This window comes from Pseudoalteromonas sp. SG43-1, assembly GCF_014164415.1.
GTDB classification, from domain to species: domain Bacteria; phylum Pseudomonadota; class Gammaproteobacteria; order Enterobacterales; family Alteromonadaceae; genus Pseudoalteromonas; species Pseudoalteromonas distincta.
In genome coordinates this window covers 1-24,141 of record NZ_JACJFD010000031.1, presented here as the reverse complement: position 1 = coordinate 24,141, position 24,141 = coordinate 1, and the positions used below count along the sequence as shown (strand labels likewise).

The 24,141-nt window shown below is 42.6% G+C and carries 19 protein-coding genes and 1 tRNA gene; 14 read left to right on the top strand and 6 right to left on the bottom strand.

What is annotated here, in order from left to right:
• Positions 1-29: 29 nt before the first annotated feature.
• From cysQ to cysG, 6 genes are read right to left on the bottom strand one after another with little or no spacing between them, the layout of a single operon-like run.
• Entirely contained in the window at positions 30-800 is a 771-nt protein-coding gene (gene cysQ, locus H5159_RS17940) for a 3'(2'),5'-bisphosphate nucleotidase CysQ (protein WP_182780788.1), read from the bottom strand.
• A gap of 9 nt (positions 801-809) precedes the next feature.
• Positions 810-1,403 (bottom strand): adenylyl-sulfate kinase, encoded by a 594-nt coding sequence (cysC, locus tag H5159_RS17935; RefSeq protein ID WP_182695911.1) that lies wholly within the window; start codon positions 1,401-1,403, stop codon positions 810-812.
• Between the two features lie 32 nt (positions 1,404-1,435).
• Positions 1,436-3,160 (bottom strand): SLC13 family permease, encoded by a 1,725-nt coding sequence (locus H5159_RS17930; RefSeq protein ID WP_182780787.1) that lies wholly within the window; start codon positions 3,158-3,160, stop codon positions 1,436-1,438.
• A gap of 31 nt (positions 3,161-3,191) precedes the next feature.
• Positions 3,192-4,616, bottom strand: a complete 1,425-nt coding sequence (gene cysN / locus H5159_RS17925) for a sulfate adenylyltransferase subunit CysN (protein ID WP_182780786.1) — start codon at positions 4,614-4,616, stop codon at positions 3,192-3,194.
• Positions 4,616-5,515: a sulfate adenylyltransferase subunit CysD gene (gene cysD, locus H5159_RS17920; protein ID WP_002958873.1), complete on the bottom strand. Its 900-nt coding sequence runs from the start codon at positions 5,513-5,515 to the stop codon at positions 4,616-4,618. Before cysD ends, cysN begins: the two co-directional genes overlap by 1 nt.
• Before the next feature lie 49 nt (positions 5,516-5,564).
• Entirely contained in the window at positions 5,565-6,992 is a 1,428-nt protein-coding gene (gene cysG, locus H5159_RS17915) for a siroheme synthase CysG (RefSeq protein ID WP_182780785.1), read from the bottom strand.
• Between the two features lie 450 nt (positions 6,993-7,442).
• On the opposite strand from cysG, the gene deoC reads away from it, so the two are divergent.
• From deoC to H5159_RS17845, 14 genes are all read left to right on the top strand, one after another.
• Complete coding sequence (gene deoC, locus H5159_RS17910; RefSeq protein ID WP_182780784.1) at positions 7,443-8,186, top strand: deoxyribose-phosphate aldolase; 744 nt, start codon at positions 7,443-7,445, stop codon at positions 8,184-8,186.
• Positions 8,187-8,334: 148 nt separating this feature from the next.
• A tRNA-Trp gene (locus H5159_RS17905) sits at positions 8,335-8,411 on the top strand.
• 132 nt (positions 8,412-8,543) lie between these two features.
• Positions 8,544-8,921: a preprotein translocase subunit SecE gene (gene secE, locus H5159_RS17900; RefSeq protein ID WP_002958877.1), complete on the top strand. Its 378-nt coding sequence runs from the start codon at positions 8,544-8,546 to the stop codon at positions 8,919-8,921.
• A 4-nt stretch (positions 8,922-8,925) separates the two neighbouring features.
• Complete coding sequence (gene nusG, locus H5159_RS17895) at positions 8,926-9,489, top strand: transcription termination/antitermination protein NusG (RefSeq protein ID WP_002958878.1); 564 nt, start codon at positions 8,926-8,928, stop codon at positions 9,487-9,489.
• 214 nt (positions 9,490-9,703) lie between these two features.
• Entirely contained in the window at positions 9,704-10,132 is a 429-nt protein-coding gene (gene rplK / locus H5159_RS17890) for a 50S ribosomal protein L11 (RefSeq protein WP_002958879.1), read from the top strand.
• A gap of 3 nt (positions 10,133-10,135) precedes the next feature.
• Positions 10,136-10,840 (top strand): 50S ribosomal protein L1, encoded by a 705-nt coding sequence (gene rplA, locus H5159_RS17885; RefSeq protein ID WP_002958880.1) that lies wholly within the window; start codon positions 10,136-10,138, stop codon positions 10,838-10,840.
• Positions 10,841-11,163: 323 nt separating this feature from the next.
• Entirely contained in the window at positions 11,164-11,658 is a 495-nt protein-coding gene (gene rplJ, locus H5159_RS17880; RefSeq protein ID WP_002958881.1) for a 50S ribosomal protein L10, read from the top strand.
• Positions 11,659-11,734: 76 nt separating this feature from the next.
• Positions 11,735-12,097, top strand: coding sequence for a 50S ribosomal protein L7/L12 (rplL, locus tag H5159_RS17875; protein WP_002958882.1), 363 nt, complete (start codon positions 11,735-11,737; stop codon positions 12,095-12,097).
• A gap of 271 nt (positions 12,098-12,368) precedes the next feature.
• The gene (gene rpoB, locus H5159_RS17870; protein ID WP_024597281.1) at positions 12,369-16,394 is read left to right on the top strand and encodes a DNA-directed RNA polymerase subunit beta; all 4,026 of its coding nucleotides are present in this window, start codon (positions 12,369-12,371) and stop codon (positions 16,392-16,394) included.
• A gap of 104 nt (positions 16,395-16,498) precedes the next feature.
• The gene (rpoC, locus tag H5159_RS17865) at positions 16,499-20,674 is read left to right on the top strand and encodes a DNA-directed RNA polymerase subunit beta' (RefSeq protein WP_002958884.1); all 4,176 of its coding nucleotides are present in this window, start codon (positions 16,499-16,501) and stop codon (positions 20,672-20,674) included.
• Positions 20,675-20,869: 195 nt separating this feature from the next.
• The gene (rpsL, locus tag H5159_RS17860) at positions 20,870-21,244 is read left to right on the top strand and encodes a 30S ribosomal protein S12 (protein WP_002958885.1); all 375 of its coding nucleotides are present in this window, start codon (positions 20,870-20,872) and stop codon (positions 21,242-21,244) included.
• Positions 21,245-21,341: 97 nt separating this feature from the next.
• Positions 21,342-21,812 carry a 30S ribosomal protein S7 gene (gene rpsG, locus H5159_RS17855; protein ID WP_010555004.1) on the top strand — a complete coding sequence of 157 codons (471 nt, stop codon included), beginning with the start codon at positions 21,342-21,344 and terminating at the stop codon, positions 21,810-21,812.
• Positions 21,813-21,839: 27 nt separating this feature from the next.
• Positions 21,840-23,954, top strand: a complete 2,115-nt coding sequence (gene fusA / locus H5159_RS17850) for an elongation factor G (RefSeq protein ID WP_182692564.1) — start codon at positions 21,840-21,842, stop codon at positions 23,952-23,954.
• 62 nt (positions 23,955-24,016) lie between these two features.
• On the top strand, positions 24,017-24,141 hold a 125-nt coding region (locus H5159_RS17845), incomplete at its 3' end, for a GTP-binding protein (RefSeq protein WP_033023824.1).

The following is a 24,141-nucleotide window of genomic DNA, read 5'->3' as shown; positions in this document are numbered from 1 at the left end:
AACTGATAGCTAACCACTCAAAACTGCTCTTACTCTTCCACCGCACTCACTACAAAATACGGATTCAAATACTCATCTTTGGTGTTATAAATAAGCGGGCTGCCATCGAGCTTAGTTACTTTAGCGCCGGCTATTTCAGCAATAGCATGGCCTGCGCCTGTATCCCATTCGCAAGTTGGACCTAAACGCGGGTAAATATCGGCGCTGCCTTCGGCGACTAAACACAGCTTTAGTGAGCTGCCTTTAGACACCATTTCAACCTCGTCAAAGCGTTTTACAAACTCGGCTAAATCGGGTGATGGGTGAGAGCGACTGCCTACAACTCGAATTAACCCTTTATTAGATTTGGTCGTTACTTTAAGCTCAATTCGCTCATCGCCTTTATCTTTAAATGCGCCAATTGCTTCGGCAGCTAAGTAGGATACGCCAAGGGCAGGTGCATCTACTACGGCTAAAATAGGAATGCCGTTTTTAATTAGGGCGATGTTTACGGTAAATTCACCGTTCTTTTTAATAAATTCTTTAGTGCCGTCGATTGGATCAACTAACCAGTAGCTTTTCCACGTTTGGCGTACATCCCAGCTTATGTCGGCGTTTTCTTCACTGAGTATTGGAATATCAGGTGTGAGCTGTTGAAGCCCTGCCACAATCAGTTTATGAGCTGCTAAATCGGCGTCGGTTACGGGGCTTTCATCGGCTTTGTACTCAACGTTAAAATCCTTTTCGTAAATTCCCATTATCGCTTGGCCTGCTTTGCGGGCAAGGATGAGGGTTTCTTCTAGCAGTTCGGTTTGATTCATGGGGTTAACCTATATTATGTGCTTTTGTTTTAGATACGTTATCAGTTGTGTAACCGATTGGTCTAGGGTGTTTTTACTTGTATCTAAAATTATTTCTGGATTGTTTGGCACTTCGTAGTTTGAATCGATACCTGTGAAGTGTTTTATCTCTCCAGCGCGGGCTTTTTTGTATAAGCCTTTTGGATCGCGGCTTTCGCATACATCCAGTGGGGTATCGATAAATACTTCGATAAATTCGCCGTCATCTACTAAGTTACGCACCATGTCGCGTTCTGCTCTAAAAGGCGATATAAACGCAGTAAGTACTAACAAGCCAGCGTCGGTCATTAGTTTTGCGGTTTCGCCTACGCGGCGTATGTTTTCAATGCGGTCTTCGTCGCTAAAGCCTAGATCTTTACACAAACCGTGGCGTACGTTGTCGCCATCGAGCAGGTAAGTGTGCGTACCTTGCTGATTAAGCGCCGCTTCTAGTGCGTTTGCTACGGTGCTTTTGCCAGAGCCTGAAAAGCCGGTAAACCATAAAATAGCGGGCTTATGTTTTTTTTGCTCACTACGCTGTGCTTTTGTAGTTGCGTAGTTATGCCAAACTATATTTTCATCCATAGTGAGAGTCTCTTATGCTGTGAGCGCAGGTATTAAAACGGAAATACCAGCGGGATCAGGGTTAATACCGTGATTGAATAAATAATAGAAAGGGGTAAGCCCATTACTATGTAATCTTTTAAGCGATAGTTACCCGCGCTATAAACCATTAGGTTAGTTTGATACCCAAATGGCGATATAAAGCTGGCTGATGCGCCAAAGGCAACCGCCATAATAAACGGTAGTGGGTCTACATTAAAACCAACCGCGAGCGAGTAAGCAACAGGGAAAGATAAGGCAGCAGCTGCGTTGTTAGTTATAAGCTCGGTAAATAATACGGTCATTAAAAATATAGCTATAAACGCGCCGTACGGGCCAAAATCCCCAAGTACCATAAACATGGCGTCGGATATTTGCCCGGCAAGTCCGGTGCCTATCATTAATTTAGCAAGGCCAATGGCGCTACCTACAACTACGAGTAACTCGATAGGAAAACGGCGTTTTACTTCGTTAAGTTTTATGGTGCCGCTGAGCATTAAGCCAATCAGTAATACTAATAAGCCTTTAACCAGCGGCACTATGCCAATAATGCTTAAACCCAGTACTGCGGCAAAGCTTAGTAGCACAATATTTGATTGCTTAGGTGCAAGGTGGGCTTGTAAGTCAAACCCTGAAATATACACAAATTCGCGCTTTAAATTAGGCAAAGTGTAAAAGTTTTTGCCTGGTGCGAGTATAAGTGAGTCGCCAGCTTGTAATTGCACTTGCCCAAGGCCGCCCTGTAAGCGGTCGTGTCCACGGCGAATAGCAATAACAGCAGCATGAAACTGCTCTCTAAAGCGGGCTTCTTTTACGGTTTTACCAATAAATTTTGAAGATTGACTTACAACTACTTCTACTAAGTGTTCTATGTCTTTTTGATGATTCTCGTGCACTACTTTTAAACCGTCGAAACGGGTAAGTAATGGCACCGATTTTATGTCACCTACAAACAGCAGCACGTCGTCTTTTTGAATAACTTGCTGTGGAGTGACTGCGCAAATGCGGCTCCCGTCGCGAATAATTTCAGCAAGGAATAAGTCTTTTAAATCACGTAGGCCGTTTTCTTCTACGGTTTGGCCTATTAATTTTGAGCTTGCTTGTACTTTACCTTCTAGGTAAAAAGGCACGACTTCTTGGTCGCTTTTACCGTTGTCGGGTAAGTATTTAAGCATTACTAAAATGGTAATTAGGCCTACGCTTAGCGCGCCTAAACCTACTAAGGTAAAGTCAAAAAAGCCCAGCGGTTCCATGCCCGCATCTACTGCAAAGCCATTAACGATTAAGTTGGTTGATGTACCAATAAGCGTAATAGTGCCGCCCAAAATAGCAGTGTACGACAGCGGTAATAATAGCTTTGAAGGGGAGTGATTAGGATTGTCTTTTATCGCTGTAATAAGCGATGCAACAACGGCGGTATTGTTAGTGAACGACGATAAAAAGGCGGTTGATAACCCCAATTTTGTTACCGATTTTACTAAACTACCTTTAGATAGCGATTGCGCTAACTTTTGAATTAGGGTGGTTTTTTCTATTGCGGTCGACACTAACACCAATAGTACTAAAGTGATAAGCGACGGGTTAGCGTAGTTAACTAACATACTTTCAAGATCGATTAGCCCTGCTAAGTAGCTGGTGCCAATAGCGCTTACAAATAACCATGCTGGATTAATACGGGTGCCAAAAAGGCACCCGACTAAGGTAAGAATAATGCCTGTTAAAACGAGCTGTTCTACCATGCTTTTAAATTCCTAACAGGCTAAAGTTAACTTATAACTTAGAAATATCAAGCGCTTGCCAATGCGGGAAGTGCTTGCGTACTAAGCTGTTAAATTCAACTTCAAATTCGCTAAAGTTACTTTGCTGTGCTTGGCTTTGCAGTACTTGCTCAATCATACCGGCAGCAACTGTTAGGTTTGATAAGCGATCGATTAGGATAAACGAGCCTGTTTCGTGATTGCTGTGGTACTCGTCTGCCAAAATAGTTTCGGTTAGTTCAAGCGTTACAATCGCAATTTCGTTTAGCTGTAATGAGTCGCTAGTGCCGTGCTCAAGCGTGTTTACATCAATTGTGTAGTCAATCTTTTTAACAATAGCTGAGGTGTTTTTGCTACCTAGTTTTAGGTTATAGCTTTTACCTAACACTAATGGCGATTCATGCATCCACACAATTTTAGCTTGCAGCTGGTTAGTAACAGCGGCCGTTGAGTTTGCAGGTACGATTACATCCCCTCGGCTAATATCAATTTCGTTATTTAGGGTAACGGTAATTGCTTGGCCTGCTTCGGCGCTGTCCAGATTACCATCAAAGGTAACAATTTCTTTAATGCTTGATGTTTTACCCGACGGTAGTACTTTTATAGCATCGCCTACGTGCATCTTGCCCGATGTCAGTGTGCCCTGAAAACCACGGAAGTTTAAGTTAGGACGCACGACATATTGCACCGGTAGGCGCGCTTCAAAGCCTGTATCTGTTTCGGCTGCTGGCGAATCTTCTAATAACTCTAGTAGCGGCTTGTCGGTGTAATACGGTGTATGTGCAGAGCGTGTTACTACGTTGTCGCCTTTAAGCGCCGACATAGGCACAAACTTAATGTTTGATACGTTAAGTTGCTCAGCAAATTTAAGATAATCGGCCTTAATTTTTTCATACACGGTTTCGTCAAAATCAACGATATCCATTTTATTAACGGCAACAACAAACTGTTTAATGCCCAGCGAGTCACAAATAAAGCTATGGCGCTTAGTTTGTACTTGTACGCCGTAACGCGCATCAACCAAAATAATGGCGACATCGCTTGTTGATGCACCAGTTACCATGTTGCGCGTGTATTGCTCGTGCCCAGGCGTGTCGGCAATAATAAATTTACGCTTAGCCGTTGAAAAGTAACGGTACGCTACGTCAATCGTAATGCCTTGTTCACGCTCAGCTTGTAGGCCATCAACTAATAAAGCAAGGTCAAGATCTTCACCTGCATTACCTACTTTTTCGTTATCTTTATGAAGGGCTGCTAGCTGATCTTCATAAATTTGGTGGCTGTCGTGCAGTAGGCGGCCAATCAGTGTTGATTTACCGTCATCTACGCTGCCACAAGTAAGCATGCGTAATAAGCTTTTGTCTTGTTGGCGTGCTAGGTAGGCGTCTATGCCTATTTCTTTTACTTCGTTAAATGTATCGTTATTTTGGCTAGACATTAAAAATACCCCTCACGTTTTTTCTTCTCCATTGAGCCGGCTGAATCATGGTCAATAACACGACCTTCACGTTCAGATGACGTAGATAGCAGCATTTCTTCGATGATTTCGGTTAAAGTACTGGCTGTTGATTCAACTGCACCGGTAAGTGGGTAGCAGCCTAATGTACGAAAACGTACAGATTTCATTTGCGGTACTTCACCTTCATTAAGAGGCATACGCTCATCGTCAACCATAATCAAAGTACCGTCGCGCTCAACTACTGGGCGATCTTTAGCTAGGTACAATGGCACCATTTCGATGTTTTCTTGATAAATGTATTGCCAAATATCAAGCTCAGTCCAGTTAGATAATGGGAAAACACGAATGCTCTCACCCGGATTAACTTGGCTGTTATAGGTATTCCAAAGCTCTGGGCGTTGGTTTTTAGGGTCCCAACGGTGGTGTTTGTCGCGGAACGAATAAACACGCTCCTTTGCGCGTGACTTTTCTTCGTCGCGGCGTGCGCCACCAAATGCAGCATCAAAGCCGTATTTATCTAGCGCTTGTTTTAAGCCTTGGGTTTTCATTATGTCGGTATGTTTACCCGAGCCATGCGTAAACGGGCCTACACCCATTTCAATGCCTTCTGGATTTTTGTGTACCAGTAGATCAAAGCCGTATTCTTTAGCTATACGGTCGCGAAACTCGATCATTTCACGAAACTTCCAGTTGGTGTCTACGTGTAATAACGGAAACGGAATTTTTGCAGGGTAAAATGCTTTACGCGCTAAGTGCAAAAGTACCGACGAATCTTTACCAATAGAGTAAAGCATTACTGGGTTCTCAAACTCAGCGGCGACTTCGCGCATGATTTTGATACTTTCAGCTTCAAGTTGCTGAAGGTGAGTTAAAGCCATTGTTAGTCGTCCTACTAAAATGATTAAAAGTTACAAATTTAAAATTCGGTTATGTATTTGATACATCTGTTAGCGGCTGTGCAAAGCTGCTTGTTTGCTCGTTCTTCCCAAACCACGCTAGTTGCGAGTGCAGGGCGGCTACTTCACCAATAATGAGTAGCGCAGGCGATATAATGCTGTTGCGTTCAATTAAGTCGGCAAGTTCGCCTAATTGGCCTGTTACTACACGCTGATTTTTACGTGTACCGTTTTCGATAATGGCAACAGGGGTGTCGGCTTTGCGGCCATGTTTTAAAAGCTCGCCTTGTATGTGCGGCGATTTAATTACGCCCATGTAAATAGCCAGCGTTTGATTTGCTTTTGCCAGCGATTGCCAATCAAGTTCTTGACCGTCTTTTTTACAGTGGCCAGTTACAAATTGAATGGCTTGTGCATGGTCGCGATGCGTAAGCGGAATACCCGCGTAAGCACTACAACCTGCAGCGGCTGTAATACCTGGAACAATTTGATAATTTACGTTGTTAGCAGCCAGTACTTGTACTTCTTCGCCACCACGGCCATAAATAAACGGGTCACCACCTTTAATGCGGCACACTTTTTTGCCTTGTTTAGCAAGGTCGACCAGCATTTGGTTGGTATCTTCTTGAACAACACTATGATCGCCCAAACGTTTACCTACACAAATAAGGTCAGCATCGCGGCGCACTAGTTCCATAATTTCGTCAGAGACTAAAAAGTCATAAACGACGACGTCGGCTTGTTGCATAAGTTGTAGTGCTTTAAGTGTTAAAAGCTCTGGATCGCCAGGGCCTGCGCCTACTACATATACTTCGCCTTCAGGTTCTGCTTTAGCATCTAGCATTTGCTCTAGTTGCTGCTGTGCGGCTTGGGTATCGCCGGTTTGTACTTTACTCACGACAGATGAGTCGAACACGCCTTCCCAAAATTGGCGGCGGTCTGAAAAATGCTTAAAGCGTTTTTTTACTTTTTCTCTAAAGCCACCGACAAGTGTTGCAAGTGGGCCAATATGATGTGGAATAAGAGTTTCGAGCTTTTCGCGTAAGCGACGTGCAAGTACGGGCGCTGTGCCAGCACTTGATATAGCAATCGTAATTGGGTCACGGTCAACAATGGATGGGAATATAAACGTACATTTAGGTTGGTCATCAACCACGTTTACAAACACATTGCGGGCATTGGCAAGTTCAAATACGTTGTTGTTTACTTCATCGCGGTCGGTTGCTGCAATAACAAGCATTTTGCCATCAAGGTGCGATTCATCAAAATAAGCATCAATAAGCTTTACTTCATTATTATGTGCATGCTCTTTTAGTTCGTCGCAAAACCAAGGTGCTACTAAAGTAACGCTTGCTCTCGCTTTTAAAAACGCGCGACATTTGCGTAATGCGACCTCTCCACCGCCAACAACCAATACTGGTTTGTTGTCGAGTTTGGTAAAGATAGGTAAATACTGCACGTTAATAAGACCCCTAAACAAATTCAAATATAAGAAAACGCTTTATTCTGTTAAGCAGAATATAGTGGCTATCAATAAGTAAAAAATAATTAAAACCAAGTTGATATAACCAAAAGTTATAATAGGTGGGCTTTTTAGGCCTAAGAGCTAGTTAACAAGGGATTGCGCCGAGTTACAAGTAAAATAACCAGCTTATAGTGTTTGGTTATGAGCTATAGCGAGTTTGGTTTAATTTGTTAATATGGAGGCATATCAAATTTTGTACTTATACCAATTGCATTAAATTAGTGATCTATTATAGCGACGAGAAAATAGCTCAATAACAAGGCTAAAATTATGATACATAGTTGTTCTATATAAATAGTTTTTAACCTAGTTAGTGCGTTATTTAATACGCTAAAATGATCATGTTTTTAATAAAATTGGTATTACATAAGCAACGGAGCTCTAATGACACAACACCAAAAAGATGCCGCATTAGCAGTCGCACTGATGGATTTAACAAGCTTAAACACCAGCGATACCACCAAAAGCATTCAAGCACTTGTTGATAGCATAAATCCTACCTTAGGCACGCCTGCCGCTGTATGTGTTTATAGCGACTTTGTTGATGATGCAAAAATAGCACTCGCAGCGCGTGAGCTTAACTATATTAAAGTCGCAACAGTTACTAACTTTCCAACAGGTGATGCACCACTGAGTGATGTAATTAACGAAACACTTATTGCAATAGAGCGCGGCGCTGACGAAATTGATTTGGTTATTCCTTATAAAAAGTTAATCGCTGGCGATGCTCAAACTGTAGTTAACTATGTAAGCGAAAGTAAAAAAGCATGTGGGTCGCGCGCGCAACTTAAAGTAATAATAGAAAGCGGCGAGCTAAAAACCGACGCGCTTATTACTCAAGCCACGGAGCTTGCAATTGAAGGCGGTGCTGATTTTGTAAAAACCAGTACGGGTAAAGTAGCTGTAAATGCCACGCTTGAATCAACAAAAACTATGCTAACAGCCATTAAAAACTCAAATAAACGTGTGGGCTTTAAAGCGGCCGGCGGTGTTAAAACAGTGGCCGATGCTAGTGATTATTTAGCGCTAGCACGCGCAATAATGGGTGATGATTATTTGCAAGCAAATACATTTAGGTTTGGCGCTTCAAGCTTGTTAAGTGACGTTTATAAAACCATAGGGAAATAATCAATATCTTTGGATTGTAGGTTTATCTAACCGATTAAATTATTAGCAGTTTAAACAATAATGTAATTAATTAATTAGATTTTCCAATGTGGGTATCTTTTAGGCTTGTGTTAATGAACTGCGTAAGTATAATAGGCATCCACTTTGCAGGGGCGTAGTTCCAATTGGTAGAACAGCGGTCTCCAAAACCGATGGTTGGGAGTTCGAATCTCTCCGCCCCTGCCAGTTTTACTTGTTATTTGAGTAGTCTGAGATTAAAAACCGGTTTAAATTAAGTCTGTTTTTAAGTTTAGATTTTAATGGATTAACCCTGCCGTAGTGTAGGGTTGTTGTGTCTGTAGTTAAGGTAATAATATTATGAGCACGAATGTAGAAACACCATCAAGTGCGATGGAGTCAGTAAAGTGGTTAGTAGCAATCGCGCTACTTGCAGGCGCAGTTGTTGGTAATCACATGTATGCAGATCAATCTGTATTACTACGTGCTATTGGCGTTGTTGTTGCAATAGCGGCCGGATTAGCAATTGCCTCGCAAACATTTAAGGGACGTAACTTTCTTGCTTTCGCTAAAGAAGCTCGAATTGAAGTACGCAAAGTTATTTGGCCAACGCGCCAAGAAACTACCCACACGACATTAATTGTAATGGTTGCAACAGTGATTATGGCACTTATCCTTTGGGGATTAGATGGCATTTTATTCCGCGCTGTAGGCTTTTTAACTGGATTGGAGATCTGATCCCATGTCGGATGAGAACGAGAACAAAGAAATTAAGTTACGTTGGTATGTAGTACAGGCCTTTTCTGGTTACGAAAAGCGTGTTGCTCAAACGTTAATTGAACATATTAAAATCGAAGGTCTAGAATCGAGCTTTGGTGAGATATTGGTACCAACTGAAGAAGTTGTTGAGATGCGCGCTGGCCAAAAGCGTAAATCTGAGCGTAAATTCTTCCCAGGTTATGTATTAGTACAAATGGATATGAATGACGCAAGCTGGCACTTAGTGAACAGCACAGAACGCGTTATGGGCTTTATTGGTGGTACGTCTGATCGTCCTGCTCCTATCAGCCCTAAAGAAGCTGAGCGCATTCTTAATCGCCTACAAGAAAATGCTGAAGCACCTAAACCTGCTACATTATTTGAACCAGGTGAAGTTGTACGCGTTACAGATGGTCCATTTGCAGATTTCAGTGGTGTAGTTGAAGAAGTTGACTACGAAAAGAGCCGCGTAAAAGTATCTGTACTTATTTTTGGTCGTTCTACGCCAGTTGAGCTTGAATTCGGTCAAGTTGAGCAAGATAAGTAATTGATTAAAAAAGCTTCGCTAATTTTTATTTAAATTTTGGCATGAAGCTTGAAAAAGGCCGCTGATTAACTTATAATCAGCGGCCTTTTTGTATTAAGGTAAAATTTATTTTTTACTGTGCAAAAAGTACGAAACCAATTTTTAAACTGGGAAGCCGTTAGAGTACGCGTCCTCGCGCGCACAAGGCTGAGACCCACCAAATGAGGTATTTATAATGGCTAAAAAAGTTGAAGCTCTAATCAAGCTACAAGTTGCCGCTGGTATGGCTAATCCTAGTCCTCCTGTAGGTCCTGCACTAGGTCAACACGGTGTAAACATCATGGAATTCTGTAAAGCGTTTAACGCACGTACAGAGTCTATCGAAAAAGGCGCTCCAGTTCCTGTAGTGATCTCTGTTTACGGTGACCGTTCATTTACGTTCGACATGAAAACGCCACCTGCTGCTTACTTACTTAAGAAAGCTGCTGGTATCAAGTCAGGCTCAGGCCGTCCTAACACTGATAAAGTAGGCACAGTAACTCGTGCTCAACTTGAAGAAATTGTTGAGACAAAACGAACTGACCTTACAGCTGCCGATATGGACGCAGCGGTTCGCACTATCGCAGGTTCTGCGCGTGCGATGGGCTTGAACGTAGAGGACTAAGAAATGGCTAAATTAACTAAACGTATGCGTACTATCCGCGAAAAAGTGGAAGTAACTAAAGATTACGAAATCAATGAAGCAGTTGCTCTTTTAAAAGAGTTAGCGACAGCTAAATTCGTAGAAAGTGTTGACGTTGCCGTTAACCTTGGTATCGATGCTCGTAAATCTGATCAAAACGTTCGTGGTGCTACTGTACTACCTAACGGTACTGGTCGTGACGTTCGTGTTGCTGTATTCACACAAGGCGCTAATGCAGAAGCTGCAAAAGAAGCCGGTGCTGAATTAGTAGGTATGGAAGATCTTGCTGAACTAGTTAAAAAAGGCGAGATGAACTTTGACGTTGTTGTTGCATCACCAGACGCTATGCGTGTTGTTGGTCAACTAGGTCAAATCTTAGGCCCACGTGGTCTAATGCCAAACCCTAAAACTGGTACTGTAACGCCTAACGTTGCAGAAGCAGTTAAAAATGCTAAAGCAGGTCAAGTACGTTACCGTAATGACAAAAATGGCATCATCCATACTACTATTGGTAAGGTTGATTTCACTGCAGAGCAGTTACAACAAAACCTTGAAGCTCTAATTGTTGCGCTTAAGAAGGCTAAACCTTCTCAAGCTAAAGGTGTTTACTTGAAGAAAGTAACTATCTCTACAACAATGGGCGCAGGTGTTTCTGTTGACCAAAACACTTTAAGCACTATTGTTGCTTAATTGAGTGTTTACATGGCGTGAAATTTGTACTATAATTTCGCGCCATTTTGTTGATTAATTTATTAATTTGCAAAGTAAAGAATTCGGGTTGAAGTCCATAATTTCGTTAAGCCTTCGGGGTTAACGATAAATTGGGCTTCCGTCCAAGACCGTAGGTGGCTTCGGCCTTAATATTCACCTACGTAGACGGTGTAGACCCCAGATAGATTTTTCCTAATCCTTCTGGCTCTCGCCGTAAAAAGCATCTCTACCTTGTTTGGTAGGGAAGAGTAGAACAGGGGAATCCGATAATCGGTACCCCCATTAAACCAGGAGTAACACCCATGGCTTTAAATCTTCAAGGCAAAAAAGCAATAGTTGCTGAAGTCAACGAAGCAGCCAATGGTGCTCTATCTGCAGTTGTTGCAGATTCTCGTGGTGTAACAGTTGGCGCAATCACTGCCCTTCGTAAAGAAGCTCGTGCAAATGGTGTTTGGATGAAAGTTGTCCGTAACACTTTAGCAAAACGTGCTCTTGAAGGAACAGATTTTGAGTGTCTTTCTGATTCATTTGTTGGTCCAAGCTTAATCGCTTTCTCATCAGAGCACCCAGGTGCTGCTGCGCGTATCTTTTCAGATTTCGCGAAAAAGAATGAGAAATTCGAGCTTAAAACGGCCGCTTTTGAAGGAAATGTTGTTGATGCAGCAATGCTTGCTACATTACCTACATACGATGAAGCTGTTGCACGCTTAATGAGTGCTATGAAAGAAGCGTCTGCTGGCAAATTGTGTAAAACAATTGAAGCAGTACGTGTACAGAAAGAAGAGCAAGCTGCTTAATTTTAAGCTGTTTAATCTCACTTTCGGTGTAAAATTTATTTGGACTTAATGTCCGTTAATTATTAGGAAATTTGTAATGTCTGTATCTAAAGACCAAATCCTTGACGCAATTGCTGAAATGTCAGTAATGGACGTTGTTGCTCTTATCGAAGCAATGGAAGAAAAATTCGGCGTAACTGCTGCAGCTGCAATGGTAGCTGGTCCAGCTGCTGAAGCTGCTGAAGAGAAAACAGAATTTGACGTAATCCTTACTGGCGCTGGCGCTAACAAGGTTTCTGCAATCAAAGCTGTTCGTAGCGCAACTGGCCTTGGCCTTAAAGAAGCGAAAGCTCTTGTTGAAGCTGCTCCTACACCTGTTAAAGAAGGTGTATCTAAAGAAGAAGCTGAAGCACTTGCAAAAGATCTTACTGAAGCTGGTGCTGAAGTTGAGGTTAAGTAATTTAGCTTTTGCTAAGTTCGCTGCCTGAGAAATCAGGCAAGGGCTGGTGATTATTTAATCACCGGCCTTTTTGCGCTATAGAGTGATGCACTCTTTTAGTTCAAATAAAATCTGATTTTTTCTTTACTTTCAACGCTTTATAGTTTGCTAGTGTTAAAGTGGGATCTAATTAGAACAACAGTTAAATGTTGTAAAATCTTGGCATAGCTGCCAGTTAAGTCTGTTCTTACAAGAACAGGTCGGGTCAAAGATCAGCAAGCTGAGGAACCCCATGGCTTACTCTTATTCTGAAAAGAAACGTATCCGTAAGGATTTTGGTAAACGTCCACAAGTTTTGGATATACCTTTTTTACTGTCTACACAGTTAGAATCGTTTAAAAAATTCTTAGTGCCGGACGCTGATGGCGATCATGGTTTGGAAGCTGCCTTCCGTTCTGTGTTCCCTATTAAAAGCTACTCGGGAAATTCTGAGCTTCAATACGTAAGTTACCGTATTGGTGAGCCAGTTTTCGATGTAAAAGAATGTCAAATTCGCGGTGTGACTTATTCTGCTCCACTTCGCGTGAAACTGCGTCTTGTTGTTATGGACAAAGAAGCACCAGGCACAGTTAAAGACATTAAAGAGCAAGAAGTTTACATGGGCGAAATTCCGCTCATGACAGATACCGGTACTTTTGTAATCAATGGTACAGAGCGTGTTATCGTTTCTCAGCTACACCGTAGCCCTGGTGTATTCTTTGATAACGACCGCGGTAAAACCCATTCATCGGGTAAAGTATTATATAACGCACGCGTTATACCTTACCGTGGTTCATGGTTAGACTTCGAATTTGATGCAAAAGATAACTTATATGTACGTATTGACCGCCGTCGTAAATTACCGGCGTCTATCATCCTACGTGCACTAGAGTATTCTAGCGAAGAAATCCTAGATATGTTCTTCGATAACACTACGTTTGAAGTAACGAATGGTAAAGTTCTTATGGAACTTGTACCTTCGCGTTTACGTGGTGAAACTGCCGCTTTTGATATCAAGAGCGAAGACGGTGAAGTATTTGTTGAAAGCGGTCGTCGTGTTACGGCTCGCCACATCAAGAGCATCGAGAAGAAAGGCATTAAGCAATTAGAAGTACCACATGAGTACATCATTGGCCGTATTGTAGCTAAAAACTATGTTGATGAGTCAACTGGTGAAGTTATTGCAAATGCAAATGACGAGCTAACTCTAGAGCTAATGGCTGAATTGGTTAAAGCCGGTCACACTAAAATTGATACGTTATATATCAATGAAGTGGACAGCGGTGCTTACATGTCAAATACATTGAACATTGACTCTTCAAGCAGCCGTTTAGAAGCACTAGTAGAAATTTACCGCATGATGCGCCCAGGCGAGCCACCGACGAAAGACGCGGCTGAAGCCTTATTCCAGAACTTGTTCTTCTCTGAAGAGCGTTATGACTTATCTACTGTAGGTCGTATGAAGTTCAATAGCCGTGTTGGTTACGATACAGACACAGGCCCAGGCACATTAAGCAAAGAAGACATCGTGTCTGTTATGAAAGTATTAATTGCTATTCGTAACGGTCAAGGCGATGTTGATGATATCGATCACTTAGGCAACCGTCGTATACGTAGTGTTGGCGAAATGGCTGAGAACCAATTCCGTGTTGGTCTAGTACGTGTTGAACGTGCTGTACGTGAGCGTTTAAGCTTAGGTGACCTTGACGCGATAATGCCACAAGATCTTATTAACGCTAAGCCTATTTCGGCAGCGGTTAAAGAGTTCTTCGGCTCGTCTCAGTTATCACAGTTTATGGACCAAAATAACCCACTATCAGAAGTTACGCATAAACGTCGTATCTCTGCATTAGGTCCGGGCGGTCTAACTCGTGAACGCGCAGGCTTTGAAGTACGTGACGTTCACGTAACTCACTATGGTCGCGTATGTCCAATCGAGACTCCTGAGGGTCCAAACATCGGTCTAATTAACTCGTTGTCTACGTACGCACGTACAAATGACTACGGTTTCTTAGAAACACCTTACCGCAAAGTGGTAGATGGTGTTGTAACTGATGAAGTTGATTACTTATCAGCCATTGAAGAAGGTCAGTTTGTTATCGCACAGGCGAACTCAAACTTAACTGAAACCAATGAGTTTGTTGATGAACTTATTCCATGTCGTCACAAAGGTGAATCTACCTTTATGGGTCGCATGGACCAGCAGTATATGGATGTATCACCACAACAGGTGATCTCTGTAGCGGCAGCACTTATCCCGTTCCTAGAACACGATGATGCTAACCGTGCATTGATGGGTTCAAACATGCAACGTCAAGCAGTACCAACATTGAAAGCGGATAAACCGTTAGTAGGTACTGGTATTGAGTTAACACTAGCGAAAGACTCTGGTGTAACTATCGTTGCTAAACGTGGTGGTGAAGTAATGTATGCTGACGCAAGTCGCATCGTTGTAAATGTACATGAAGAAGAGCGCATCCCTGGTGAAGCGGGCATCGACATCTACAACTTAACCAAATACACACGTTCTAACCAAAATACATGTATTAACCAAAAACCAACTTGTATGGTTGGCGAACCGGTTACTCGTGGTGACGTGTTAGCAGATGGTCCTTCGACTGACTTAGGTGACTTAGCCCTTGGTCAAAACCTTCGCGTGGCATTCATGCCATGGAACGGTTACAACTTCGAAGATTCAATCTTGTTATCAGAGCGCGTAGTTGAAGAAGATCGTCTAACGACTATCCATATTCAAGAACTACAGTGTGTTGCCCGTGATACTAAATTAGGTCCTGAAGAGATCACTGCAGATATCCCGAATGTGGGTGAGTCTGCGCTAGGCAAGCTTGATGAATCAGGCGTTGTATATATTGGTGCTGAAGTTAAAGGCGGCGATATTCTAGTAGGTAAAGTGACTCCTAAAGGCGAGACACAGCTTACACCTGAAGAGAAGCTCCTACGTGCTATCTTCGGCGAAAAAGCGTCTGACGTTAAAGACAGCTCTTTACGTGTACCAAACTCTGTAACTGGTACTGTAATTGACGTGCAAGTTTTCACCCGTGATGGTGTTGAAAAAGATAAACGCGCGTTAGAAGTTGAAGATATGCAGCTTCGCGAAGCGAAGAAAGACTTCAACGAAGAGTTCCGTATCTTAGAAGCAGGCGTTTTAGACCGTGCACGCAAGCTACTTATAGCTGCTGGTTTTGATGAAGAAAAACTTGCATCTCTTAATGCTGAAAAAGTACTTACGCAAAGCCTTGCTGAAGAAGACAAGCAAGCTGAGCTTGAGCAACTAGCTGCACAGTACGATGAGCTTAAAGCTGAATACGATAAAAAGTTTGAAAACAAACGTCGTAAAATTACCCAAGGTGATGATTTAGCACCAGGCGTACTTAAGATTGTTAAAGTATACCTAGCTGTTAAACGTCGTATCCAACCGGGTGATAAAATGGCGGGTCGTCACGGTAACAAAGGTGTTATCTCGACTATCGTACCAGTAGAAGATATGCCTTACGATGACAAAGGTCGTACGGTAGATATCGTATTGAATCCACTAGGTGTACCATCGCGTATGAACATCGGTCAGATCCTTGAAACACATATGGGTCTTGCTGCACGTGGTATCGGTGAACGTATTGAAGAGATGATGAAAGAACAACGTGAGCTTCATGAGCTACGTGAATTCATCAAGCAAGCTTACGAAATTGGTGAATCTCGCCAAGTTGTAGACATTGCTAGCTTCACTGATGACGAAATTCGTCGTCTAGCTGAAAACTTAAAAGGTGGTTTACCAATAGCTACTCCTGCATTTGATGGCGCGAAAGAAAGCGAAATCAAAGACATGCTTGAGCTTGGTGGATATCCTCGAAGTGGTCAGGTTACACTTTATGATGGCCGTACTGGCGATCAGTTTGAACGTCAAGTAACTGTTGGTTACATGTACATGCTTAAACTTAACCACTTGGTTGACGATAAGATGCACGCACGTTCTACTGGTTCTTACAGCCTTGTTACTCAGCAGCCGCTGGGTGGTAAAGCACAGTTCGGTGGCCAGCGTTTTGGTGAGATGGAAGTATGGGCACTTGAAGCTTACGGTGCTGCTTACACTCTACAAGAAATGCTAACAGTGAAATCGGATGACGTGAACGGTCGTACTAAGATGTATAAAAACATCGTTGATGGTAACCATAAAATGGAACCAGGTATGCCAGAATCGTTCAACGTATTGTTGAAAGAAATCCGCTCACTGGGTATCAACATCGAGTTGGAAGAAAATTAAGCCAATTAGATGCTGCAGTTAACGCTGCAGCATCTGTTACGGCTGAATAGAATGTAGGGACGAGACTATCCGTCCTCAAGATTAACTCCGACAGGAGAGCTAAGGTGAAAGACTTACTTAAGTTTCTGAAGCAACAAAATAAGACCGAAGAATTCGATGCAATTCGCATTGGTCTTGCTTCACCAGACATGGTTCGTTCATGGTCATACGGTGAAGTAAAGAAACCTGAGACTATTAACTACCGTACTTTCAAGCCTGAGCGCGACGGCTTATTCTGTGCCCGTATTTTCGGCCCAGTGAAAGATTATGAGTGTTTATGTGGTAAATATAAACGCCTTAAACACCGTGGTGTGATCTGTGAAAAGTGTGGCGTTGAAGTAACACTCACTAAAGTGCGACGCGATCGTATGGGTCATATCGACCTTGCGAGCCCAGTTGCACATATATGGTTTTTAAAATCATTACCGTCACGTATTGGCTTAATGCTAGATATGACGCTTCGTGATATTGAACGTGTTCTTTACTTCGAATCATTCGTAGTAACTGAGCCTGGTATGACAACGCTTGAGCGTGGTCAACTATTAGGTGAAGAAGAATACTTAGATTCACTAGAAGAGCACGGTGATGAATTTGAAGCGAAGATGGGTGCTGAAGCAGTTTTAGACTTGCTTCGTGAACTTGATCTTGCTCAATTAATTGCTGAGATGCGTGAAGAGTTACCAACAATTAACTCTGAAACTAAGCGTAAAAAAATCACTAAACGTCTTAAGTTAATGGAATCGTTCCACCAATCAGGTAATAACCCTGAGTGGATGATCATGACAGTACTTCCAGTATTGCCACCTGATCTACGTCCATTAGTACCATTAGACGGTGGTCGTTTTGCGACATCTGATCTAAACGACCTTTACCGTCGTGTTATTAACCGTAATAACCGTCTTAAGCGTCTACTAGATTTAGCAGCACCAGACATTATTGTACGCAACGAAAAACGTATGTTACAAGAAGCGGTAGATGCGCTACTTGATAACGGTCGTCGTGGTCGTGCAATTACAGGTTCTAACAAACGTCCTCTTAAATCTCTTGCTGATATGATCAAGGGTAAGCAAGGTCGTTTCCGTCAGAACTTACTTGGTAAGCGTGTAGATTATTCAGGCCGTTCTGTAATCACAGTAGGTCCTACACTTAAGCTTCACCAATGTGGTCTTCCTAAGAAGATGGCACTAGAGTTATTCAAACCATTCATCTATGGCAAATTAGAGCGTCGCGGCATGGCTACGACAATCAAAGCAGCTAAGAAGATGGTTGAACGTGAAGTTCCGGAAGTATGGGATGTACTTGACGAAGTAATTCGTGAACATCCAGTATTACTTAACCGTGCACCAACACTTCACCGTTTGGGTATCCAAGCGTTTGAACCTGTGCTTATCGAAGGTAAAGCGATTCATTTGCATCCATTAGTATGTGCGGCCTACAACGCCGATTTCGATGGTGACCAAATGGCGGTACACGTACCGTTAACAATCGAAGCACAGCTTGAAGCTCGTGCCTTAATGATGTCAACAAACAACATTCTATCTCCTGCGAATGGTGAGCCAATCATCGTTCCTTCACAGGATGTTGTATTGGGTCTTTATTACATGACTCGTGACCGCATTAACGCTAAAGGCGAAGGCGCGATATTTAAAGATCCAAAAGAAGCAGAAAAAGCATACCGCAGCGGCAATGCAGACCTTCACGCAATCGTGAAAGTACGTATTAGCCAATCAGTTAAAAACGAAGACGGCATAGTAGAAGACACTGTTACTGTTATCGATACAACTGTTGGTCGTGCAATTCTGTCTCTAATTTTACCTAAAGGCATGCCGTTTGCGTCAATCAACCAGCCGCTAGGTAAAAAGCAGATTTCTGGCTTATTGAATGAGTGTTACCGTCGTCTAGGTCTTAAAGATACAGTTATCTTTGCTGACCAAGTTATGTACACCGGTTTCCATTATGCAATGAAGTCAGGTGTTTCTATCGGTATTGATGACTTAGTTATCCCACCGATTAAAGCACAGATAATTGAATCAGCTGAAGCTGAAGTGACTGAAATCAACCAACAATTCCAATCAGGTCTTGTAACGGCTGGTGAAAAGTACAATAAAGTTATCGATATCTGGTCACGTGTAAACGAAAACTTATCACGTGAGATGATGGCTAACTTGTCAAAAGATACAGTTATCAATGCAAAAGGTGAAGAAGTAGAGCAACCGTCATTTAACTCAGTGTTTATGATGGCCGACTCAGGTGCTCGTGGTAGTGCTGCACAGATTCGTCAGTTGGCGGGTATGCGTGGTCTAATGGCACGTCCAGATGGTTCAATCATCGAGACGCCAATCACAGCTAACTTCCGTGAAGGTCTAAACGTACTTCAGTACTTCATCTCAACGCATGGTGCGCGTAAAGGTCTTGCCGATACAGCACTTAAAACAGCAAACTCGGGTTACCTAACGCGTCGTCTAGTAGACGTTGCACAAGATTTGGTAATCAATGAAGATGACTGTGGCACAGAAGATGGCTTAACAATGAAACCGCTTATTGAAGGTGGTGATGTTGTAGAAGCACTTCGCGAACGTGTTCTAGGTCGTGTTGTTGCAGAAGATATTGTAATTCCAGGTACTAATACTGTACTTGTTGAACGTAATGTTATGCTTGACGAAAAACTGTGTGACCTTTTAGAAGAGCACTCAGTAGATGAAGTTCGCGTACGTTCTGTTATCACATGTGATAATGACTTTGGTGTTTGTGCTAACTGTTACGGTCGTGACCTAGCACGTGGTCACATCATCAACGCTGGTGAATCAGTGGGTGTTATCGCGGCTCAATCAATCGGTGAGCCGGGTACACAGTTAACAATGCGTACCTTCCACATCGGTGGTGCGGCATCTAGAGCATCTGCAGAAAATAATGTACAAGTTAAAACTAACGGTACATTAAAACTTCATAACTCTAAGTACGTATTAAACACAGACGGTAAGATTGTTATTACCTCTCGTTCTACGGAAATTACTATCATCGATAGTCATGGTCGTGAGAAAGAGCGTTATAAAGTACCTTACGGTGCGGTACTAACAGTGCAAGACAATGCAGAAGTTCAAGGTAATGACATCGTCGCTACTTGGGACCCGCATAGTCACCCAATCGTTCTTGAGCATAAGTCAAAAGTATCGTTCAGCGATATCGATGATTCAAATACTGAAGCACAGACTGATGAACTAACCGGTTTAACCCGTGTAGTTGTAAAAGATCTTGCTAAAGTAAATACGAAAGAACCAAAGCTTATCATTGAAAGTGAAGAGCGCGGTCTGCAAGAAACACGTCTTCCTTCATTCACTACGATTGAAGTTATTGACGGCGTTACAGCAAACCCAGGTGACGTGTTAGCACGTATTCCGCAAGAAGGTTCGAAAACTCGTGATATCACGGGTGGTCTACCACGCGTAGCCGACTTATTTGAAGCTCGTAAGCCAAAAGATCCAGCTATATTAGCTGAAGTAACTGGTACAATTAGCTTCGGTAAAGAGACTAAAGGTAAGAAGCGTTTAGTTATTACTCCAGCTGAAGGTGATCATTACGAAGAGATGATTCCTAAGTGGCGTCAACTTAACGTGTTTGAAGGTGAGCAAGTGTCTAAAGGTGAAGTTATTGCCGATGGTCCTGAATCACCGCATGACATCTTACGCCTACGTGGTGTAACTCATGTTGCTAACTATATCGTTAACGAAGTGCAAGAGGTTTACCGTTTGCAAGGCGTTAAGATCAATGACAAGCACATTGAAACAATTATCCGTCAAATGTTACGTAAATGTACCATTATGCACGGCGGTGATACTGACTTCTTAGCCGGTGAACAAATCGAAGTGGCGCGCGTTAATATCGCAAACCGTGACCTTGAAAAACAAGGTAAGATACCAGCTAAGTTTGAAATCCAGTTAATGGGTATCACAAAAGCATCACTAGCAACAGAATCTTTCATCTCTGCAGCGTCTTTCCAAGAGACAACACGTGTTCTTACAGATGCGGCAGTGAATGGTAAGAGCGATGAGCTTCGCGGTCTTAAAGAAAACGTAATTGTGGGTCGTTTGATCCCAGCCGGTACCGGTTTTGCGTATCATCAAGAACGTATGGCTCGCCGTAAACAAAGCAAAGTAGTAGTAGAAGAGCAAACAGTAAGTGCAGAAGAGGCGACTCAAGCACTTACAGACGCTCTAAATGCTGATTTGTCTGGAAATCAATAAACTGTTCTTAATCAATAGATTAAGTGATCGTAAGGCAGTTATATGCTGTCTTACGATTAGTTTAGGTTGACAGGTTAAACTTTGCTCATTAAAATTCCGCCACCCATTTACTTGTGTGCTTAATGCAGGCTCGTAAATAAAGGGCGGATTTTTTTATTTTTTTCAGTAGTAATTTTAATTTCAGGAGCTATTTAAATGGCAACTATTAACCAGCTAGTGCGTAAGCCACGCCGTAGCAAGGTTACGAAAAGTAACTCAGCTGCACTAAAAGCGTGTCCGCAAAAGCGCGGTGTATGTACTCGCGTATATACAACTACACCTAAGAAACCAAACTCGGCGTTACGTAAAGTAGCACGTGTACGTTTAACTAACGGTTTCGAAGTAACTTCATACATTGGCGGTGAAGGTCATAACCTTCAAGAGCATAGTGTAATCCTAATCCGTGGTGGTCGTGTTAAAGATTTACCAGGTGTGCGTTTTCACACTGTTCGTGGTGCACTTGACTGTGCAGGCGTTAGCGATCGTCGTCAAGCTCGTTCTAAATACGGTGCAAAACGCCCTAAAGGGTAATTGTATTCCGTTAGTAAGGCCAAGCACTAAATATTTATAATTATTGTTTTGGGTGATTGACTCGAAAGAGCAAACCTGAATAAACCGGAGATACAAAATGCCTAGAAGACGCGTAATCGGTCAACGTAAAATTCTTCCAGATCCTAAGTTCGGATCGGAACTTCTTGCTAAATTCGTTAACATCGTGATGTTAGACGGCAAGAAATCTACTGCTGAAAAAATTGTTTATGGTGCGCTAGACGTGGCTGCTGAGAAATCAGGCAAGTCGCACCTAGAAATCTTTGAAACTGCACTTGATAACATCCGTCCACAGGTAGAGGTTAAATCTCGCCGTGTTGGTGGTTCAACTTATCAAGTACCAGTTGAAGTACGTCCAGTTCGTCGTAACGCATTAGGTATGCGTTGGTTAGTAGACGCTGCACGTAAGCGTGGCGAAAAATCTATGGGCTTACGTTTAGCTCAAGAAATCGTTGACGCTTCTGATAATAAAGGCACTGCGGTTAAGAAACGTGAAGACGTTCACCGTATGGCTGAAGCGAATAAAGCATTCGCTCATTACCGTTGGTAATCTGTCTTTAACCTTTAAGAGGATCATATGGCACGTACAACTCCACTTGAGCGCTATCGTAATATAGGTATTGTTGCTCACGTAGATGCAGGCAAAACCACCACAACAGAACGTGTTCTGTTCTACACAGGTCTTTCTCATAAGATCGGTGAAGTACATGATGGCGCTGCAACTATGGATTGGATGGAGCAGGAACAAGAGCGTGGTATCACAATCACTTCTGCTGCAACAACGTGTTTTTGGAAAGGGATGGATGCTCAATTTGACGCCCATCGTATCAATATTATTGATACTCCAGGACACGTAGATTTCACTATCGAAGTAGAGCGTTCTTTACGCGTACTAGATGGTGCGGTAGTTGTTCTTTGTGCTTCATCTGGTGTACAGCCGCAAACTGAGACAGTTTGGCGTCAAGCGAACAAATACGAAGTTCCGAGAATGATCTTCGTAAATAAAATGGATCGCACGGGCGCAGACTTCTTAGCAGTGGTCAGCCAGGTGAAATCTCGTCTTGGAGCAACGCCTGTTCCAATTCAGTTGCCTGTAGGCGCTGAGGACGACTTTAAAGGTGTTATTGACCTTATAAAAATGAAAGTGATTAACTGGAACGAAGAGGACCAGGGTATGACTTTCTCTTATGAGGCAATACCGGCAGAACTTCTGGAATTAGCTGAAGAATGGCGCGCTCATTTAGTTGAAAGCGCTGCTGAAGCAACAGAAGAACTAATGGATAAATACTTAGAAGGTGAAGAGTTAAGTGAAGCAGAAATTAAAAATGCTTTACGCCAACGAACATTAGCAAATGAGATTGTTCCAGTTACTTGTGGTAGCGCATTTAAAAACAAAGGCGTTCAAGCTGTGCTTGATGGCGTTGTTGAATATATGCCGTCACCAGAGCAAGTGAAACAAATCCAAGGTATCTTAGAAAATGGTACTGAGGAAGAACGTCCAGCTAATGATAAAGCGCCGTTTGCTGCACTCGCATTTAAGATTGCAACAGACCCGTTTGTTGGAACCTTGACCTTTTTCCGTGTTTACTCTGGTACTGTTAAACAGGGTGACACGGTATATAATCCAGTAAAAAGTAAGCGTGAGCGACTTGGCCGTATCGTACAGATGCATTCAAACTCTCGTGAAGAGATCAAAGAAGTTTTCGCAGGCGACATCGCGGCAGCTATTGGTCTTAAAGACGTAACAACAGGTGAAACACTGTGTGATCCGAATTCTATTATTACGCTTGAGCGTATGGAATTCCCAGAACCAGTAATCTCTATTGCGGTTGAGCCCCGCACTATAGCTGACCAAGATAAGATGGGTATCGCACTAGGTAAACTAGCTGCTGAAGATCCTTCTTTTCGCGTACAAACTGACGAAGAATCAGGCCAGGTTATAATCTCTGGCATGGGTGAACTTCACTTAGATATCATCGTCGACCGTATGAAACGTGAATTCAGTGTTGAATGTAACGTTGGTAAGCCGCAGGTCTCATACCGAGAAGCTATTCGTTCAACTGTTAAGGTTGAAGGGAAGTTTATACGTCAGTCAGGTGGTCGTGGCCAATATGGACACGTTTGGATTAAACTTGAACCGATGGATATTACGGATGATGAGTCACCAATTTACGAGTTCGTTAACGAAACCGTAGGTGGTTCAGTTCCTAAAGAATTCGTTCCTGCGGTAGACAAAGGTATCCAAGAGCAAATGTCTCAAGGTGTACTGGCAGGCTACCCATTACTTGGCGTTAAAGCGACTTTATATGATGGTTCATTCCATGATGTAGATTCGAATGAAATGGCATTTAAAATAGCAGGTTCACTGGCAATGAAAAACGGGGCGCTTGAAGCTAACCCTGTACTTTTAGAGCCAGTAATGAAGGTTGAAGTACTCACTCCTGATTCAAATATGGGTGATGTAGTTGGCGACTTAAACCGTCGCCGCGGCATAATCGAAGGCATGGAAGATGCATTAGGTGGACTTAAGCAAATTAATGCGCAAGTTCCTCTTTCTGAAATGTTTGGTTATGCAACTGCTTTACGATCTGCAACACAGGGCCGTGCCTCATACTCTATGGAGTTTGTGAAGTACGCTGAAGCCTCTAAAAATGTCGCAGATACAATAATTTCAGCTCGCGCTGTTATATAATTTTAGCTTGTCTGGCTCAATAGTGAGTCAGGCTTTAATTTCTTTATTAGGAATTTTTTAAGATGGCAAAAGAAAAGTTTGAACGCGTAAAACCGCACGTAAACGTTGGTACAATCGGCCACGTTGACCACGGTAAAACTACACTAACTGCAGCAATCACTAACGTACTTGCAAAAGTATACGGCGG